The 18,076-nt window shown below is 50.9% G+C and carries 15 protein-coding genes; 9 read left to right on the top strand and 6 right to left on the bottom strand.

What is annotated here, in order from left to right; all coding sequences use genetic code 11:
• Nucleotides 1–26: 26 nt before the first annotated feature.
• Nucleotides 27–1,940, top strand: a complete 1,914-nt coding sequence (locus ACZ5OO_RS05950) for an arginine--tRNA ligase (RefSeq protein WP_464078026.1) — start codon at nt 27–29, stop codon at nt 1,938–1,940.
• On the top strand, nt 1,941–2,633 hold the full coding sequence (locus ACZ5OO_RS05945) for a phosphorylase family protein (protein ID WP_464078025.1): 693 nt from the start codon (nt 1,941–1,943) through the stop codon (nt 2,631–2,633).
• On the opposite strand, the gene ACZ5OO_RS05940 is transcribed toward ACZ5OO_RS05945, so the two are convergent.
• Nucleotides 2,626–3,558 (bottom strand): hypothetical protein, encoded by a 933-nt coding sequence (locus tag ACZ5OO_RS05940; RefSeq protein ID WP_464078024.1) that lies wholly within the window; start codon nt 3,556–3,558, stop codon nt 2,626–2,628. The genes ACZ5OO_RS05945 and ACZ5OO_RS05940 overlap by 8 nt on opposite strands.
• Before the next feature lie 108 nt (nt 3,559–3,666).
• Between ACZ5OO_RS05940 and pheS the strand changes: the two genes are divergently transcribed.
• The 5 genes from pheS (at nt 3,667) to ACZ5OO_RS05915 (ending at nt 11,026) form a co-directional block, all read left to right on the top strand.
• Nucleotides 3,667–5,112 (top strand): phenylalanine--tRNA ligase subunit alpha, encoded by a 1,446-nt coding sequence (gene pheS, locus ACZ5OO_RS05935; protein ID WP_013266257.1) that lies wholly within the window; start codon nt 3,667–3,669, stop codon nt 5,110–5,112.
• Nucleotides 5,113–5,116: 4 nt separating this feature from the next.
• Entirely contained in the window at nt 5,117–6,793 is a 1,677-nt protein-coding gene (pheT, locus tag ACZ5OO_RS05930) for a phenylalanine--tRNA ligase subunit beta (RefSeq protein ID WP_464078023.1), read from the top strand.
• 7 nt (nt 6,794–6,800) lie between these two features.
• Nucleotides 6,801–7,619, top strand: coding sequence for a GTP cyclohydrolase I FolE2 (locus ACZ5OO_RS05925; RefSeq protein ID WP_013266255.1), 819 nt, complete (start codon nt 6,801–6,803; stop codon nt 7,617–7,619).
• A gap of 159 nt (nt 7,620–7,778) precedes the next feature.
• Nucleotides 7,779–9,632, top strand: coding sequence for a glycoside hydrolase family 15 protein (locus ACZ5OO_RS05920; protein ID WP_238523621.1), 1,854 nt, complete (start codon nt 7,779–7,781; stop codon nt 9,630–9,632).
• A 71-nt stretch (nt 9,633–9,703) separates the two neighbouring features.
• The gene (locus ACZ5OO_RS05915; RefSeq protein ID WP_013266253.1) at nt 9,704–11,026 is read left to right on the top strand and encodes a trehalose synthase; all 1,323 of its coding nucleotides are present in this window, start codon (nt 9,704–9,706) and stop codon (nt 11,024–11,026) included.
• 17 nt (nt 11,027–11,043) lie between these two features.
• Here the strand turns inward: ACZ5OO_RS05915 and ACZ5OO_RS05910 are convergent, their stop codons facing one another.
• Genes ACZ5OO_RS05910 through ACZ5OO_RS05895 form a run of 4 tightly spaced genes read right to left on the bottom strand, consistent with a single transcriptional unit; the run spans nt 11,044 to nt 16,384 of the window.
• A complete protein-coding gene (locus ACZ5OO_RS05910; RefSeq protein WP_013266252.1) occupies nt 11,044–12,774 on the bottom strand; it encodes a glutamate--tRNA ligase in 1,731 nt (576 codons plus the stop codon).
• 2 nt (nt 12,775–12,776) lie between these two features.
• Complete coding sequence (locus ACZ5OO_RS05905) at nt 12,777–13,793, bottom strand: polyprenyl synthetase family protein (RefSeq protein WP_013266251.1); 1,017 nt, start codon at nt 13,791–13,793, stop codon at nt 12,777–12,779.
• Nucleotides 13,783–14,916, bottom strand: a complete 1,134-nt coding sequence (fni, locus tag ACZ5OO_RS05900; RefSeq protein ID WP_464078022.1) for a type 2 isopentenyl-diphosphate Delta-isomerase — start codon at nt 14,914–14,916, stop codon at nt 13,783–13,785. The genes ACZ5OO_RS05905 and fni overlap by 11 nt, the downstream gene beginning before the upstream one ends.
• Nucleotides 14,917–14,974: 58 nt before the next feature.
• Nucleotides 14,975–16,384 carry an APC family permease gene (locus ACZ5OO_RS05895; RefSeq protein WP_464078021.1) on the bottom strand — a complete coding sequence of 470 codons (1,410 nt, stop codon included), beginning with the start codon at nt 16,382–16,384 and terminating at the stop codon, nt 14,975–14,977.
• Between the two features lie 281 nt (nt 16,385–16,665).
• On the opposite strand from ACZ5OO_RS05895, the gene ACZ5OO_RS05890 reads away from it, so the two are divergent.
• Complete coding sequence (locus ACZ5OO_RS05890) at nt 16,666–16,902, top strand: hypothetical protein (protein ID WP_048812723.1); 237 nt, start codon at nt 16,666–16,668, stop codon at nt 16,900–16,902.
• 7 nt (nt 16,903–16,909) lie between these two features.
• Here ACZ5OO_RS05890 and ACZ5OO_RS05885 read toward each other — a convergent pair whose 3' ends face one another.
• Nucleotides 16,910–17,344, bottom strand: a complete 435-nt coding sequence (locus ACZ5OO_RS05885) for a hypothetical protein (protein ID WP_013266247.1) — start codon at nt 17,342–17,344, stop codon at nt 16,910–16,912.
• Nucleotides 17,345–17,438: 94 nt separating this feature from the next.
• On the opposite strand from ACZ5OO_RS05885, the gene ACZ5OO_RS05880 reads away from it, so the two are divergent.
• Nucleotides 17,439–18,002: a class I SAM-dependent methyltransferase gene (locus ACZ5OO_RS05880; RefSeq protein ID WP_013266246.1), complete on the top strand. Its 564-nt coding sequence runs from the start codon at nt 17,439–17,441 to the stop codon at nt 18,000–18,002.
• Nucleotides 18,003–18,076 lie beyond the last annotated feature (74 nt).

Here is an 18,076-nt window from a genome sequence, read left to right as displayed (position 1 = left end):
TCACTGCTTGGCGCTAGGGCTGAAGCTTGCTAGACCCTGTGACCAGGGCTATCGTCAGCTCTTCGGAAATTCTCTCAGATATGCTGGGCGTTGACCAGCTGGTCGCCTTTAGGGACCTGATGGAACCTGTAAAGGAGGAGTACGGGGACTCTTCATTTCCATCTATAAGGTACTCCAAGGACCCTGATGAAGTAGCCAAGATATTGGCAAGTAGGCTTGCATCAGACTATAACATTCACTATGTCGACGTGAAGAACTTAAAGGGGTTCACTAACTTAACCTTCAGGTGCGGGGACCTTGTCAAAGCGGTAGTAGAGTGGGCTAAGAATGGCGAGGAGCTAGAGGTCCCTAAGACCTCTAGGCCCCTCAAGATAGTGGTTGAGCACACCAGCGCCAACCCCATACATCCCCTTCATATAGGGCACACGAGGAACGCCTGCATAGGGGACTCGCTTGCAAGGCTTCTCAAGTCAAGAGGGCATAGCGTTGTGACAAGGTTTTACATAGATGACGTTGGCCGGCAGGTGTCCATAGCAGCCCTTGGAGTTAAGCTGCTGGGCATAGACGTGCTAAAAGAGTCGCAGAGGCTCTCAATAAAGCCCGACTCCCTGGTCGGCTGGATTTATGCCGTGACCAGCACCACAATAGACCTTCTAAACGCGAAAAAAGCTGGAAACAGCGAAGAGGCGGAAAAGCTAGCGTCAACCCTCGCTAGGCTAAAGTTGCAGGACCCAGGGAACTTCTTTGACAAGCTTTACACCGCGCTGTCCTCGCTTGAGAACCCTGATGCAGCTGTGGCTGACCTTAATAATAGGTACGAGAAGGGGCTTGAGCCTGAGAAGACATTGATTAGATCCATGGTTCAGGCGGTCCTCGAAGGCTTCAAGCAAAGCCTTGAGATTCTCGGCGTGAGCTTTGACTTCTGGGACTGGGAGAGTGACCTGGTCTGGAGCGGGCTCGTGGGCAGGCTTGTTGAAGAAGCCAAGGGAAGCAGGTACTTCATTAAGTACAAGGACGCTGACGCAATAGACGTACCTCAGATAATAAGTGAAGAGATTCAACATGACAAGGAGGCCCTCAGCTCTATAAGGCTTCCCAAAGGGTTCTCCCTGCCGCCTCTCATTCTGCTCAGGAGCGATGGCACTACGCTTTACACCACAAGGGACCTGGCCTACAGTATCCTTAAGTTCTCTCAGGCCAACGCGGATAAGGTAATTAACGTCATAGGTGCTGACCAGAGGCTTCCACAGCTACAGCTAAGGGTAGCGCTTTACGGCCTCGGCCACAGGAGGGAGGCGTTAAACCTAATTCATTATGACTATGAAATAGTCAGGCTCACCACCGGCAGCATGCATGGAAGGAGAGGCGAGTATGTCACGCTGGATTCCCTTCTCACGGAGCTCTCCGCCCGGGCGTTGAAGGAGGTCACCGGGAGAAACCCATCTATGTCAAAGGAGGAAGCCATGGTTATAGCCAGGAGTATAAGCGTTGGAGCCATCAGGTACTTCATGGTTCACATGAGCGCGTCAAAGCCCCTTACCTTCAGTGTTGATAAGGCTATGAACCTTAGGGAGAGCAGCGGCCCGTACCTTCAATATACATACGTGAGGGCCGTCAATATACTCGAAAAGCACGGGAAGGTGGATCTTAACTCCGTGGACCCAGACAAGTGCACGGAGCCTCGGAGGAGGCTCCTTGTAAAGGCATTGAAGACTCCGCTAGTGATAGCTAAGGCAGCAGATGATCTCGCCCCAGAGGATCTGGTATCGCATCTGGCTGACCTGGCGGATAGCTTCAACACGTGGTATGAACAGGACTCCGTGATCAGGGAGCCTGATGTTGGGGCAAAGGAGCTAAAGGCCTTAATAGTGGACATCGTCAGACAGTCCCTAGGCATTGGTATGAGCGTGCTGGGCATACCAACGCTGAGGAGGATGTAAATGCCCTACCACATAAAGGCTGAAAGAGTTCCTGAGGGCGTTCTGATAACAGGGGACCCGCTGAGAGCCGACAGGTTTGCATCATTGCTTGAAAGGCCACGCCTTATAAATGACAACAGAGGGCTCAGGACTTACGTGGGTTTCTACAAGGACAAGGAGGTCGCCATAGCAGCTCACGGAATGGGAGGTCCCAGCGTTGCCATTGTAGTTGAGGAGCTAATAAGTATAGGGGCTAAGAGAATTATAAGGGTAGGAACTGCAGGCGCCATCTCCCCAGAGCTAAGGCCTGGAGACGTACTTGTCGCTGACGCGGCGTCCTCAACATATGGCGGCGCTGGCCTAGGGCTTTACTTTGGATCTATATGTCCACCATCATCTCCTGACATGGAGCTCACCTACAGGCTGCTGCAGGAGCTATCTAAGTTGGGCGTAAAGGCCACCAAGGGGGCCGTGTTCTCAAGCGACTCCTTTTACGCTGAATCCAATGTGCTAGGGTTGCTTAAATCCCTTGGATTTAAGGCCGTCGAAATGGAGTGCGCCACGGTAACCGCCCTGTCACGAATAAGAGGTGTCAGCGCCGCCTGCGCCCTCGTGATAAGTAACTCGGCCGGCTCCCTGCAGAGCGACCAGGCGTTGGTGGACAAGGGCCTCATGAGCGCCGCTGCTGCATCCCTAGAGGTCCTCATCAGGTAGAGCCAAGGTCCACTATCAAAGAGTTCTTGTGCATTAGCTGCGATGACTTAACAGCCACGAGGGAGCCTCCGCTGTCCTTAAACATTATGAACCCTCCCCAAGAGGCCCATGGAATTAACGATTTGTCTACAAGCGACTCAGCGTCAACAACCCTCGGCCTCATGGATATGAAGTCCTGTGAGACTATGGAAAATAACTTGTTGTCCCACTGAACTCCCAGAAGCTTGGAGGCTTTCGACGCCGCCTCGCTGAGCCTCAGCGACGCAAAGTAGTGGTCCTGAGCATTGAGCAACTTATGGCGCCAGCTCTCGACAGCTATGCCGCTGCTCGATATACGCATCTCAGCTTTCCTTGCTGCTAAGAGACTATCAACTTCCATAATAACCGTAGCTACGACGTGAGGCTGCTCTGCTATCCTCTCTAATAGCCTGAATTTCCTCGTCGCGCCTACCTTAGGTTTATCGCCTCCATAGTCCAACATATAAACTACGTACTCGCCCTTTACCACGCTATCTATATACTTACAGGCTTCAAGCGCCTTCTCAGACCTTGAATCAAGGCACAGGGTGTAAATTGCCCTTTCCGACCTCCTGTGCTTTGAACAGAAGCCCTCGGCCGCGACCGGGCAATATAACCTCTTGAGAGGGTCATCAGCTTCATCTAGGGGGCCGTTGTGCCACTGACAATACGACTGCCACGGCTCCTGGGCTATCTTGAGCTCTGATGTATATTTAAAGACGTCAGAGTAGCCCTCAGGTTGCACTAAGAGATAGTCCAAGGACACAGGATACGTGACTATATCTACGCTTTCCTGCGACGTTACGAACAGGAAACCCTTTGGAGGCTCAACCTTCCTTAGCGCGGGTTCGCCTATTCTCTGCTTTACAAGCCTTAGAATGGCTCTGGTAGCCCCCACGGTAATCATCGAGATATGAAGTCAACCTGACGGAGGATATTAAGTTTACCTGGGCTTCTCGTCCTCCGAGGCAAACATTTAATTGTTCAACCTTAAGTCAATCACAGGAGGCTAACCATGGCTGCTGAGCAGCTGAGCCCTGGCGAGCTAGAGCTTCTCAAAAAGCTCGCAAGTCTTGGTGAGCCGCTGGACCTTGAGAAATCGGAGGAGCTTATAGGCATGCCTACTAGCAGCGCTGCGAGTTTAGCAAGTCTTCTCGAGGCTAAGGGGCTTGTCAAGGTCGATAGAAGAACTGTCACCAGGATACTTTTGACGGAGAGGGGCGAAGAGGCCCTGAGGAACGGATTACCTGAAGAGAGGCTTCTCGAGCTGTTAGAGGCTAACAATGGCTCTGTAGCAGTCGATTTAGCTAGAAGCTCCCTTGGGAACGACTTCAACATAGCCATCGGGGTAGCCATTAAGGCTGGCTATGTAAAGATAGCTAATGGCATGATAACTCTCGTAGACCACGAAGGTTTCAAGGCGAGTGTAGTCAACCTAAAGGGGGGCCTTAGGAGCATAAAGGAGGGAGGGCTTGTAAGCGAGAAAATAGTCGACGTCCTGAAGGGCAGAGGTCTTGTAAAAGTTGAGCAAAAAAACCTGGTAAGTATAAGGCTGTTACCCCAAGGGCTCTCGCTGGCAACCGCTAAGCCAAGCATAGCAAAGTTATCTCATGAACTTATAGCCACAGGCAAATGGAGAGAATACACATTAAGGCCCTACGACGTTAGTGCAGAACCACCATTAAGGATGCCTGCAAGAAAACACTTCTTTGCTGAGTTCATAGAGGAGCTTAAAGATCTCATGAAGGAGATGGGCTTCGTCGAAGTGAGCGGCCCCCTCGTGGAGTTGGAGCTATTCAACTTCGACGCGCTCTTTCAGCCCCAGGACCACCCAGCCAGGGAGATGCACGACACTTTCTGGCCTGACCTACCACCGGCTGACCTAAGCGATTATGCTGACATAGTTGCCAGGGTTAAGTATGAGCACGAACATGGCTGGGGATATCAGTGGGATGGAAGCGTAGCCTCAAGGAGAATTCTGAGAAGTCAGACCACCGCGGTAACCATAAGGGTTCTCGCCTCCAGGCCCAGGCCTCCCATCAGGTTCTTCACGATAGATAAAGTCTTCAGAGCTGATCCCGTGGATGCCACCCATCTATCAGACTTCCATCAGCTGGATGGAATTATGGGCTGGAAAGACTTCACGTTTAGGGACCTGCTTGGGTTCCTAAGCGAGTTCGGCAAAAGGCTTGGCCTGGAGCTTAAGTTTAAGCCTGCCTACTTCCCATTCACGGAGCCCAGCGTAGAGGGTTATGCAAGGATAGGAAGCAGCATGGTTGAGGTCTTCGGCGCGGGTCTCTTCAGGCCAGAGGTTCTAAGAATTGCTGGCGTTGATTACCAGGTGGGCGCCTGGGGCATGGGCGTTGAGAGGCTGGCCCTGGCCCGCTTTGGGCTTCATGACGTTAGAGACCTCTACTCTAAAGACTACGACTTTCTGAGATCATTTAAAGTTGAGGTGTGAAGCCATGGTAACGCTCAGGTTTAGGCCTGAGAGGCTGGTGGAGACCACAGGCCTGGACCTTGACATAGTTGAGGAGGCGCTTTTCAGGTTAAAGTGCGAGACCGAGCTTAATGATAACTATCTCTCGGTTGAGATAAACCCGGACAGGCCAGACATGTTTATCTCTGAAGGCATAGCAAGGGCCGTCAGAGGCATAGAGTCCATAGAACTTGGCTGGACGCCCTTAGATGGGAAGCTCAGGAACAGCGGCCTGGAGCTCGTCAATGAGATGCCAGAGACTAGGCCTTACATAGCTGCTGCCGTGGTATATAATGTGAACGTCGATTCGGAGTCCTTCCTTGAGGAGCTCGTTCAGTTCCAAGAGAAACTCCATGACACTGTAGGAAGGAGAAGAAGGAAGGTAGCAATAGGGTTCCACGACCTGGCTAAGGTTAAGTCCAAGAGGCTCAGGTACAGCATGATACCGCTCAAGAGCAGCATGGTACCCCTTGGTGGAAGCGAACCCATGTCGATAGCTGAAGTTCTGAGGAGCACGGAGCAGGGGGTAAAATATGGCAACATAAGTCTAGCTGAGGGCCTCCACCCGGCATTTACAGAAGATGGTGGGGCTGTGCTCTCTCTGCCCCCCGTGATAAATTCTGAGCTCACCAGGGTTGAGGTCGGCACCAGGGATCTTCTAATCGACGTCACTGGAACGGACCTTGCCTCCGTGCTTAAGGTGCTGGACATCATAACGCTTAACTTAGCCGAGAGGAGAGGAACTTACATAGGTTTCGTCAGGGTAGTTCCAAGGACAGGAGAGCCTTTACACACGCCAGTACTTAAGAGCAGGGAGCTGAGCCTTGATATAAACTACGTAAACAGGGTCCTGGGGACGGACCTAACAGTCGATGAGGTTACACTTTCGCTGCTCAAGATGAGGCACAGCGCCTCGCCTGAGAACGGCCATGTAAAAGTTACAATTCCTCCGTTCCGTTATGACATAATATCTGAGATAGATCTCGTGGAAGACATTGCCATGGCGTTAGGCTATGACTCCCCCAAGCTTTTACCAAGCAAGTACATGAACGACGCTAGAGGATCGTTGTTAGACCACACCCTGCTCTCAAGGGCGGCACGCGACATAATGGCAGGGCTTGGCTTCACCGAGGTAATGAGCTATATATTGACCAGCTCCTCCTTACTGAGGCTCTTTGATATGATCAGCGACACTGTAGAGCTCAAAAATCCTGTACAGGAGGAGCTAGATGCCTTAAGGCCCTCTCTCGTGCCCCAGCTACTTCAGCTCATGTTCTTCAACGTCAGCAAGACCAAGCCTGTTAATATCTTCGAGATAGGCAAGACCGTTAAAAAGATCGGCTCTGAAGCAGTAGAAGACTTAAAGCTGGCTGCCGCTACCATGGACGACTCAGTAAGCTATGAGGACATTCAAGCCGTTGCTTACGCATTTATAAGATCCTTTGGCCTCAAGCCCAGCGCTAAACCTCTCACAGCTAGCTGGCTTCTCGCAGGCAGGTCCGCGTCACTCCTAGCTAATGGCCACGAGATTGGAGTTATTGGCGAGATAAACCCTGTTATACTAGATAAGCTCAACGTAACGTACCCAGTGGCCGTTTTTGAACTCTCGTTAACAGAGCTCCTAAAGGTGATAAGGGCTGGAGCTGCAGGACAGAAGCCCTGACTACCCTGTGCCAGTTAAGAGGATAGGTTTCAGAGGCGTCCTGAAGAGAATCCTAATAAAGTCGCCCCAGGGGATGTTCGCCTTTGACGCGAAGATTAATGTATACGTGGATATTTCATCTGACAGAAAGGGGGCCCACCTGTCCCGCAACGTTGACGCCATGCAAATATTGGACTCCTTCCCCCAGGAGTCGTGGAGCCTTGAAGGCCTTGCAGAGAGCATTCATGACCAGCTTCTGAATCTTCACAGTTACAGCGATAGCGCCGGCGTTGAGCTATATACAACTTATTGGGCGAGGGCCGTCTTTGAGGATATAGAGTCCCTGGAGCCAGTTAGAGTTAAAGTTGCTGTGACAGGAGGAAGATATAAAAAGACCTTCCTGACCAGCGTCTCTGTAAAAGGCTTCACCGTATGTCCCAGCGCGCAGAGAACTATAGCTGACATGTTTAACTATAGCTCCACGGCGCCCAGCCATAGCCAAAAAGTGATGCTTAAAGGCTCCATAATATCCCACAAGCTTCACATAATTAGCGTTGATGATATTGCATCAGCCCTCTGGGCCTCGCTCTCGGCGCCGGCCTTTACGTTACTTAAGAGGCCTCAGGAGGCAAAACTTGTCTTTGGAGCCCACAGAAACCCAAGATTTGCTGAGGACGCTGTTAGGGAGGCCGTGAGGAGACTCAGATGTCTAGTCGGCGAAAGCCTTCCTAAGGATACGGTGCTCAGAGCAGAGATCTATAGCCTGGAGAGCATACATCCGCATAACGTTTTCGCTGTTGCGGAGGGAAAAGTGGAAGAGCTACCTAAGATGGGCTGCGGCGTTTAAAGTTACGCTAAGGGGCTCTCATTATTGATGTTGTGCGGCGCGGGATAAACTGCTTCGTGCCTTTACATATGTGCACATTTAAATTAAGAGTCTAAAAAGAGTCTAAAGTAAATAGTAAATATCAAGTGGGGCACTATTCCCTGTTAGCGGTGAACATAGGTGGCAAGACTTGCGATGGTCAGCAACGGAACTATTGCGGCGCTCTACGACGGCAACTTCTACATAAGGAGCATCTATTATCCCATGCTTGACCAGCACCATAACCACTCAGTAAACGGCGCCTTTAAGATAGGTCTATGGAAGGATGGCCAGATGCTATGGCTCGAAAACGTGGACAAGTCCATTGAAATGGACAACCTGATAGCCAGGGCTATTTTCAGATTGAGCGACGCTACAGTGGAGCTTACTTCGTTGGCCTCCCAAACAAGGCCAGCAATAATAACTAAGGTTAGCATAAAGGGTGAGGGCCTCTTTAGGTTCATACAGTACAACGACTTCAGGCTCAACAACAGTGAACTTGGTGACACGGCGCTCTACGACCCCCGACTCGATGCCGTGATCCACTACAAGGGAAGTACCTGGTTCGCGGTTACCTCATCACATAAACTCTATGAGTATACCACGGGGAGGAGAGACCAAGGAGCTGTGCTTGGAGACTGCCAGGACGGTGTTCTGAACAAAAACCCGATAGCTCAGGGCTCCGTTGACAGCGCTGTCTCCATAGCTGCCAAGGAGTTCTACCTTTACATAGTTGCTGGAAGAAGCTATAATGACCTCGTGGAATCTTTGAAGGACCTAAGGGCAAGTCCTGGTGAGCACTTTGAGCGCGACAGCAGGTACTGGAGCGTTCTTACAGAGCCCGTCAAGAATGTAAAACTCTTGAAGCAGAGCGTTGCCGTGCTCATTGGCCACATGGGTAATAATGGTGAAGTGCCTGCCTCGCTGGACACCAGCATCCTCAAGTTTAACCTTGACACTTATGCATATACATGGCCAAGGGATGCAGTTCATGTAGCCATAGCCCTTGACTCTATGGGCTACTGGTCCTTCACTAGGAGGTTTTACGAGAAGCTGTTTACAGAGCTGATGACTCCTGAAGGCTATCTTTACCAGAAGTATAACGCTGACGGCACTTTTGGAAGTACGTGGCACCCGTGGACCTCTGAGACTGAAATTAGTAAGAACATACAGGAGGACGAGACCGCCCTGGCAGTCTACGGTTTCTGGTACCATATAGTGACCTCTAATGATTACTTCCTGCTACGGGAAGTCTATGAGAATTTGGAAAAGGCCACGGAGTTCATGGCAAGTTTCATTAATGGGAAGCTGTCCTTGCCTTTGATGAGCTACGACCTCTGGGAGGAGAGACTTGGGGTTCACGCATATACGGTCGCCGCTGTCTATGCTGCCATGAAGAGCGCTGCAGACATCGCGAGGAGGCTTGGAGTGTGGAGCAAGGAGGACAAGTGGAGACGCCTAGCTAAGGCCATCCAAAACGGCTTCAGGGAACACATGTTTAACAGGGATGGAGGCCATTTCTACAGGATGATAGTAATAGATAAGGACAGGGTTGTCAGCGTTGATAAGACTGTAGATTCCTCAATCCTGGCAGCCGGCCTCCTTGGCCTTGTGGAGCCTTCAGATCCCATGTTTGAGAGCACCGTAAAGGTTGTGAGAGATAAATTGTGGGTTAGCAGGGTAGGAGGCCTTGCAAGGTATGAAAACGACTACTACCAAAGAATCACTGGTGACTATACGGGCATACCTGGCAACCCATGGATAATAACTACCATGTGGCTGGCGCAGAGCTATATATTGCAGAGTGACTTCGACTCTGCAAAGCAATTAATGACGTGGGTTGAGGGGGTAGCCTCCCCCACTGGGATGCTGCCGGAGCAGGTCAGCCCCTTCGATTCGGCGCCGCTCTCAGTAATGCCGCTGGCGTGGAGCCACGCTGAATACATTAAGACTTACTTCATGTTAGGCGGCAAAAGCCTGCTGCCGCCAGGCTAATTGCCATGCACAAGCGCTTATCTTGCTTTAATAAGCGCGCTATCTTTTAATAGAGATAGGTGTCTAACTTAGTGACAGAGTGCAGTTCGTCAATACTTAAATGGTATACATCAAGGCCCTGGATGCTCAGCTGCGACAGCGTAGCCTACTACTGTGAGCCTATAGAGGGAGGCCTCGCCCTCACAGTTGAGGGGTGCGGTGAGAAGGCCTTTGCCCCTATTTCCATGCTGCCTGATGGTTCACTCCTGGAACTGGACTCCTCAGCCACATGGCTTAACTCTATATTGAGCTCTTCTACCGCCGCGTTCCAATCAAGCTGCCGTGGGCTCAGGAAGATAAGGGAGCTAAAAATCGTAAGTTCGGGGCTCAGATCCATAAGCTACGAGGCCGTAGATGAAGGCGGTGAAAGGTTACTGATAAAGGCCTTAAGGCGCCTTGAAAGCGACAACATAGAACACCTGGTACTCAGGTACTTAACGTTTGTAAATTATAAGTGGGTCCCCAAATTCATATGCAACTTAACTTATGAGAGTTCACCCTACATTATTATCACTAGCTTTATTGACGGATTTCCAGCAGCTACGACCTATGTCAATGATGCCTCCAACAGGTCTACCGCTAACGTGAATTCCATAGGGCCTAAGATAGGGTTGGCGATCTCGGAGCTTCATAACGTCATGATGACATGCAGCGAAAGCTGGTGCAGGCCAGAGCCCATAACGGACGCTGACATCAGGAGGTGGCTTGAAAGGATCAGCTGGAGGTCTTCATGGCTGAGAGATAAGGGCTCCCGCATGCTTCCATACAGCGACAGGCCCCTGGTTTACGAGGCCGCCGACTCCTTGGAGGAGCTAGTAAGTTCCCTGGAGCCACTTGCAGAGAAGCTCCTTGGAAGAACCAAGCTGAGGATCCACGGTGACCTTCACCTCTACCAAATAGTAGAGTCTCAGAAGGGGGACATATACATAACGGACTTTGAGGGGGAACCGTACAAGATGCCTGCAAGTAAGCTCGAAAAGGAACCTGCGGTAAGGGACCTAGCCGCCCTGGCGAGGAGCATTGACTATGCTGCAATGATGGGCGAGCAGCTGAGGACCGGCGCCTCCCTTCTTCAGGTCTCGTCGTGGCCTCCAGAGGAGCTTCTCAGATGGGAGAAGGAGGCCTTCAGAAGCATCTTGGAATCATACGTGAGGAACGCCGAGAGCAAGGGGCTTAGCAACCTCCTGGACGGCCTCTCATCGCTTTTCTTTTGGCTTGTTGAAAGGGCTAGCTATGAGTCCGTTTATGAAATCATCGCACGCACCGGATACCATTATGTGCCCCTGAACGCTATAATAAGGTACAAGGAGGGCTTCGACGAACTGGCGAAATATGTTAAGGAGTTCTCTTCATAGCAATAAGGCCTGTCACGCTACGTATGGGTCAATATGGCTACCAAGGGGTTGACGGAGTCTATTATGACGAAGCCGTAACGTATGAACTGCAGCCTGGATCCCTTGCCGTAGTTGTTTATGTAACCTTCAGCTAGTCCGTCATGCTTTATTAAGTTCAGACCATCAGGCTCCAGCACCGTCAGCCGGACAGAGCTAGCCTCAGGCACCCACTGAATTATCGGGTAACCTCCCTTTCTGGCCTCTTCAAGGCTATCATTCTTAAACTCAAGTAAACCATCATTGGCGTTCACTGCATAGTTTCCTAAGCCGGCTAGCCTTACCATGGGGGCCTTAGCGTCCTCGCTTGGAACATAGATGTAGTCCCCATCGCATACCTTTATCTCGCGAACCGCCTGCGGCCTATTGGGATGTAAAGGTATCTTTGCCACGTAACAGTCAGGCTGACTTAACCTCATCCTGATGCCGCGGCCACCTGTAAGCTCCACGAACATCAGCCTGTCAGCTATGGGATCAAGCCTCTTCCTGTTAACCGCGGCTAAGTTCGCCCAGCTAAGCTTGGCATCACCTGGCCTTACACCGACGTCAAGGATTACATCCCTTATAGACTCGGGCAATATGCCGCGCCTACGAAGCCCGGCTATCGTGCCAAACCTTGGATCATCAAGACCCATGAACTCGCCAGGTCTGTCGCTCATTATCTTCTTTATGTAGCTCTTGCTCATTATAAAGCCTTCGAGCTTCAGCCTTCCAAAGTGTATGTAGGTGGGCTCAGGCCACTTGAAGCACTTGTAGACGTAACCCTGTTTCAATGTGTTAAGCTGGTGCTCCTTGCCCCTGAGCACGTGCGTTATGCCCATCAAGTGGTCATCAACGCTGACTGCAAAGTTATAGGTGGGCCACACTATGTACTTGTCTCCAGTCAGTGGGTGAGGATGGGCGTCAGTATCAATGATCCTGAAGGCTACCCAATCCCTGAGGCTGGGGTTTGGATCGTTGACGTTCGTCTTAAATCTTACTACAGCCTCCCCCTCCTTATAGTGTCCTGAGAGCATCCTGTCGAACTGCTCTAGCTGCCACTCCGGTGGCTTGTCCCTGTACTCTGGCGGCTTGCCCTCAGATATCAGCTTCTTGCTCTCCTCGCCCCCTAAGTCCACATAGGCGCAGCCCTTTGAGAGGGCCTCCTTCATAGTCGAATAGAATATCTCCATGCGAAGGCTCTGTATGTACTCCTCATCCCATCTAACCCCAAGCCACCTGAGGTCCTCCCTAATCATCTCATAGGCCTCTTTCATAGGCGTCTTGGTCCTAGGGTCTGTATCTTCAAACCTTAGCACCATCTTACCCTTGTACATTCTCGCGTACTCGTAGCTCAATATCGCGGGCCTAGCGTTACCTATGTGAATTGCGAAGTCCGGGTTAGGGGCAAACCTGGTGACAACCTTACCCTCCTGAGCGTTAGGAAGCGGAGGTAGGACCTTCTGCTCGGGCTTCGGCTTTTTCTGACCTTCCTCCACGGCTTCACCGAATTCCCTTGCCAGAGTGTCACGCTGTTCCTCGGCACTCATGGAGTTAACCTTATCCACCATCTCCTTTACTATGGGCGCCAGCTCCCTGGCCCTCTGCCTGAGCTCCGGGTGCTCGGCTATGAGCGTCGACATTACGCTGTTTATCATTGCTTTGCCTCCATGTTGCACTGCATTACGTAATGTAACCCTGTAGATTAGAGACCTTAGCTCGTCCAAGCTCATGTTTACTTCTCCCTCTGAGCACTAAATACTGCAAGATCTCTTAAGGCTCTATAGGCCTTTTCGTCCACTATGAGCCCCGAGGCCTTCAGCATATCGAGCTTTTCTACAGCAAGCCGAGAGTAGCTGTTGGCGAGGCCCTGTGCGTAGTCGAGGGCTCCTGTGCTCTTTATAGCTTCAGCTGCCTCCTTAAGCTTCTCCTCTGAGCTATCTCCATTGAAGATATCAATTAGGAGCTCCTTGACCTTTTCATTACTTGAGGCTGCCTTCAGTGCCAATATGGTTTTCTTACCCCGCCGGAGATCGCTATAAACGGGTTTGCCAGTTTTGGAGGGGTCCCCAAACACTCCAAGTATATCGTCCCTTATCTGGAACGCTAGGCCAACGAGCCTCCCATACTCCCCCATGGTCTCTATTACCTCATCCTTGGCCTTTGCAGCTATGGCGCCTAACTTTGCTGACGCCTCCACCAGCGCCCCTGTCTTAAGGTATATCATCCTTAGATAGTCTTCTGCGTCCACATTCCAGCTCCTCTCGAAGAGCATGTCATAACCTTGGCCTTCAGCTACCTTGCGGGAAGCCTCGGTTAGGGCCTGCACTGCCTTAATTACGTACTCCTCGTCAAGGCCTTTCTCAAGGCTTCTCAGAATTGATGCAAAGGATAGTGAAAACATAAGGTCACCAGCGGTAATTGCCAGTGGAACTCCATAAACCTTGTGGACTGTGGGCACCCCTCTCCTGAAGTCGTCATTGTCCATAATGTCGTCATGCACTAAGGTGAAGTTGTGGAAAATCTCCACGGCTGAGGCGAGAGGAATAGCGCGCGCCTCAGCGTCAACGCCACCTAAAGCTCTGGCCGTGGCGAGAACCACCAGTGGCCTTAGCCTCTTTCCGCCAGCCTTTATTAAGTGAAGCGACGCATTGTAAAGCTCCTCAGGGGCGCCCTTTACTACGTCATATATGTCTGAGTTCACCAATGGGACGTACTTCTCCACGAGCTCATTCATATCATCAAATGTCATTGTCCCGTCTCCTCCAAAGAAGTGTCATAGCTCTGCTATTTAAGTAACTACCAATGTTTATGCCTCTTGATTCCAGCTCGTCCTTGAGCCGACCCCATATGGTAATGCCAGCGAGCCAGAGGTCCTGGGGCCTCTTACTGCCGCTCATTAACATTGCCGCCTTCAACTGATAAAGTATCTGTGAAACATACCTCTCTAGTCCTTCACGACCTGCTGAGAGCGCCCTGAGGGCAGGGGCCGCGAAGCCACCTACGTCAGCGCCTAGAGCTATAGCTTTGGCCACGTCGTGACCATCCCTGAGCCCTCCACTTCCAATTATATATGCATCCGGGGCCGCATTCCTGGCCTCCACTATTGCAATAGCCGTGGGGTTGCCCCATAGGTCTGCTATGCTAGCTGGGTCCCTGAGCGGCGCCCCATGCTTAGCTTTAGACCTGAGGGCTTCTATCTTAATCCAGTTGGTGCCTCCTAACCCCGCCACGTCGAAGCACTTAACGCCGACTGAACGCAGCGCACTAATATCTTCAGCGCTGAGGCCTGTGCCCACCTCCTTAACTATCACGGGCACTGGCATTTCCTCCACGAGCTCTGCTACCTTCTCAAGCACGCCGCTAAACTTGGTGTCACCCTCGTCCTGGAACAGTTCCTGTCCAATATTGAGGTGTATCGCTATGGCGTCGGCCCTTATCATCTCCACGGCCTTTAAGGCCTCCTTCACCCCGTATCCTTTGGCCAGCTGCGCTCCGCCGAGGTTGGCAACTATGAAGGCGCGCGGAGCCCTCTCCCTTACCACGGAGAAGGTGCGAATAACCGAGGGGTCCTCTATAGCCGCTCTTTGACTTCCAACACCCATGGCTATTCCAAACTTCTCAGCCACTTCTGCTATGGCAGCGTTTATGGGCTCTACATCGGGGTGACCCCCCGTCATGCCGGTTATTATTAAAGGTGCGCCCAGCTCGCGGCCGCAGAACTTAACAGAGAGATCAATGTCCTCTAGGTTAGCCTCAGGAAGCGACCTGTGAACTATCCTTATGTACTCAAGCAGCGTGGTTTCCTGAGGCTCCACGCCACCCTTCCTTACGATGTCTATGTGCTCAAGCTTACGGGCGCTCGTAAATGCCATTCAGCAGCTCACTCGTACAGACTTGTAAAGAAGGGACTTAAATAAGGGCCTGCCTGACCTAGCCCTGTGGCAGCTCGGAACTTCTTATGCTTTTAAGCTCGTCCAGAACTTCGGCATATATGAACCCTATTATTATCCACACTATAAATATGTCGACCTCCAGCTGAAGGTTCTTCGACATAAAGCTCAACGTCATGGCCCATAAACTTATGATACTGGCGCTGAATCCTATTAAAATGTCTGTAAACTTTCTGAATATCCAGTTAAACGATTTAAGCGAGTTGAACGTCATGGCTCTGCGAAGCCCTCTGAAGCCTTCAAGAATATACGAGAAGTTGGCAGAAACGTGCACAAACAAGTTAGCGAGACCGGCCAGGCTGCCATATACTAGGAATAACGCGAAGGGCCTCTCGTAGAGCGCCAGCGCCGGAAAAGTCACCATGCCGTAGATTATTACTGTCGCTATCACCGCATTAAACGGATGGTCACCCCTTATAACGGCTAAGCCCCTATGTAGCATGCCATTCTTCGCCATGGCATAAAGAGTCCTTGACGTGGCTGCCATAAATGATAAGGGCGCTAGAACGCCATCATTAAATGCTGCAAAGATTAGCGGTATTGCATAAAGATCCCCGTAAAACTTACGCATAAAGTCTATAACTGGTATCCTTGCCGTCAATATGAAGTTTATTTGGCCAGTTGCCAGGGAGGCGTCTAAGAGCGAGTAAATTACCATGCTGGCAAGGAGCCCACCCACTATGACTACAATTATTGCAGCTTTGCCTATGTACTCTTTCCTTATGGCCTCCCCGCCCAGCGGAGTTATGGAGCCATACCCCGTGGGTATGCCTATTGCAAAGAGCATACCGGCTGCCAAAAGCGACGATGATGGTATTGACTTTAATGAGAACGGGTTGTAAAACCTGAAGCCTGCTATTGTGAGGTTAACTAAACTTATGTAGATCAACGCAGCCAGCTCTATTATTGAAGCTATTTCGGCGTATTTTGCTGAGGGCCTGATGCCCAAGACTAGGAACGTCGCTGCTGGAATGTATATTATGATGGCTGCCAAAAAGGGGTCCAAGTGAATTGCATATCTTAGGACATAGGCAGCCCCTAGGAAGTAGGCAGAGCCGTAGATAACAGAGTACATTATGTAGAGCCAGCCCGTTTCAAGGCCCAGCCTTCGCGTTAGGCTGTAAAACGCATATATATAATAGCCCCCGGCCTCGCCATACCTCTTTGAGAGGCCATAAACGACTGCAGCATTTAACAATACCAGAAGCGTTCCTATTATTATCACTACTGGGGCAAAAACTCCTGTGTAGGAGACCACTCCTGTGGCGTAAGTTAGCAAGGAAAGCAGCGCTGCCTGCCCTCCAAAGGATAGAAACACTAAGTCGAGCAGGCCTAGCTTTCTGCTCAGCTGCCCGCCCGTCGTAGCTGTTGTCCTCTCCGAGGTAGTCATTGATTGACTACCTTCTCATTTAAATAACCTCATGCCACTTAAAAGGCTTACTGGGGTGCTTAGGTTTCGCTGAGTGCAGGGAACTCTATGAACAGCTGATCGAGACCAGGGAGAGGATAAAAGACCTGAGAAGTCAACTTGAAAGCCTTCTGAGCGACCTCAGGCTAGTAATCGCCTCTCAGAACGACCTTATATCCTGTTTAAAGCTTCACTCCCCGACCTACTTCTCATGGCTTGAGCTTAAGCCTGAAGAGGCGGAGCCTGGAGCCCCCCAGGACGAAGTGCTTGAGGTTCCCCCCGATGACTGCAACAGGGTTCGTCAGTTACTTGTGAGGGAGAAGTCGCTTGAGTCATCATTAACGTTTAAGCTAGCCGAGGCCAACATTTCCATAAGAAACGAAGTTATTAGACTCGCGGGCCTGGCGGCTCTCTGCAGGCATTTTGAGCCCGAATTGTCCGAAAAGATAAGCAATGAAGTGCTTAACCCTCTCCTCTCAAAGTATCTTTCAATAGAGTGAAACAGCCTTATGAAGCCTCCATTTTTCTGTTCCTAGCCTTGTGCAGTTTTCTCGCTATGTATACTATAACTTCAAGGAGCACTAAAAGCTGCACGAAGTCTATATTCACGGAGAACTTGCCCAGGTCGTTAACAAGAAGCACTACCAGGGGATAAATTACTACTTTAGCGTGCAGAACCGCTATATCGAATACCAGCGACCCAATGTCGGCTCCGACCATGTAGGCAAGGAATGGAAACCTGTATCTTGGGTAAAACGCCAGTAAAAGAAGATACAGGAGCAGTGAAACTACTATGGACGAGTCTGAGAAGGCCCTTGCAGCAACCAAACCTACCATGTAACCTATGAGCAGCGAAATTATAGAGAGCACGCCTAGCATAGCTATTTCAAGTTTTCTTATGAATTCGTGCTGGAGCTCTGACCCTGCATCGGTGTTGCTCATTGCTGACCCCTAGCTGCTGGCACGTGATGTCACACGAACCGAAACGGATCTAAACTTTTTTAGTTCCTCTTACCTCTTTACTCGGTAAACCGATATGAACAGGCATGACTTGTTCAGAAGGCACTTAATGTCGCCCGTGGACGTCTCGCTTTTAGAGCCCCTTAGGTTGCAGCCTGGCATGACGGTGGTGGACCTGGGCTCAGGGCCTGGGAGGTTCACAATACCTGTGGCTAAGATCGTAGCCCCTGGAAAGGTCTATGCGGTAGACATAGATAAGGAGTCCCTTCGTATCGTTGCCGAAAAAGCCTCAGAAGAAGGACTCTCTAACGTTGAAGTTGTAGAAGCTGACGCGACTCAAGGAGTTGGGTTGCCTGATAACGTGGCAGACGTAGTGATAATGGCTAACGTGTTGCACGATTTCATCCATGAAGGGGTTTCACAGGCCGTGCTGAGAACGGCTGTACGCCTACTAAAGCGTGGAGGAAGGCTTGCGGTCTACGAGTTTAAAAAGGGGTCGCTCTCCTTCGGGCCCCCGCAGTGGCTCAGGGTGGACCCTGAGAAAGTTATTGAAGAGTTAAGGGCCGCAGGCCTAGCCTCAATCGATGTAATTCAGAACGTTAACGAGACTCATTACTTAGTTATCGGAGTTAAGCCCTGAGCCAAGCCGTAAAGGCGCCCTGTTTAAATTCAGGACAGAGTTTTGCAAAAGGTATAATGCTATGGCCTCTGTGA

This window comes from Acidilobus aceticus (assembly GCF_055392325.1).
Note: the sequence above shows the minus strand (reverse complement) of the source record. Positions and strands in the feature narration are given on the sequence as shown.

Coding starts and splice junctions, on each gene's coding strand:
- ACZ5OO_RS05880 (WP_013266246.1), top strand. CDS start 17,439: ATGAACAGGCATGACTTGTTCAGAAGGCACTTAATGTCGCCCGTGGAC.
- ACZ5OO_RS05940 (WP_464078024.1), bottom strand. CDS start 3,558: ATGATTACCGTGGGGGCTACCAGAGCCATTCTAAGGCTTGTAAAGCAG.
- pheS (WP_013266257.1), top strand. CDS start 3,667: ATGGCTGCTGAGCAGCTGAGCCCTGGCGAGCTAGAGCTTCTCAAAAAG.
- ACZ5OO_RS05905 (WP_013266251.1), bottom strand. CDS start 13,793: ATGACATTTGATGATATGAATGAGCTCGTGGAGAAGTACGTCCCATTG.
- ACZ5OO_RS05945 (WP_464078025.1), top strand. CDS start 1,941: ATGCCCTACCACATAAAGGCTGAAAGAGTTCCTGAGGGCGTTCTGATA.
- fni (WP_464078022.1), bottom strand. CDS start 14,916: ATGGCATTTACGAGCGCCCGTAAGCTTGAGCACATAGACATCGTAAGG.
- ACZ5OO_RS05885 (WP_013266247.1), bottom strand. CDS start 17,344: ATGAGCAACACCGATGCAGGGTCAGAGCTCCAGCACGAATTCATAAGA.
- ACZ5OO_RS05910 (WP_013266252.1), bottom strand. CDS start 12,774: ATGAGCTTGGACGAGCTAAGGTCTCTAATCTACAGGGTTACATTACGT.
- ACZ5OO_RS05895 (WP_464078021.1), bottom strand. CDS start 16,384: ATGACTACCTCGGAGAGGACAACAGCTACGACGGGCGGGCAGCTGAGC.
- pheT (WP_464078023.1), top strand. CDS start 5,117: ATGGTAACGCTCAGGTTTAGGCCTGAGAGGCTGGTGGAGACCACAGGC.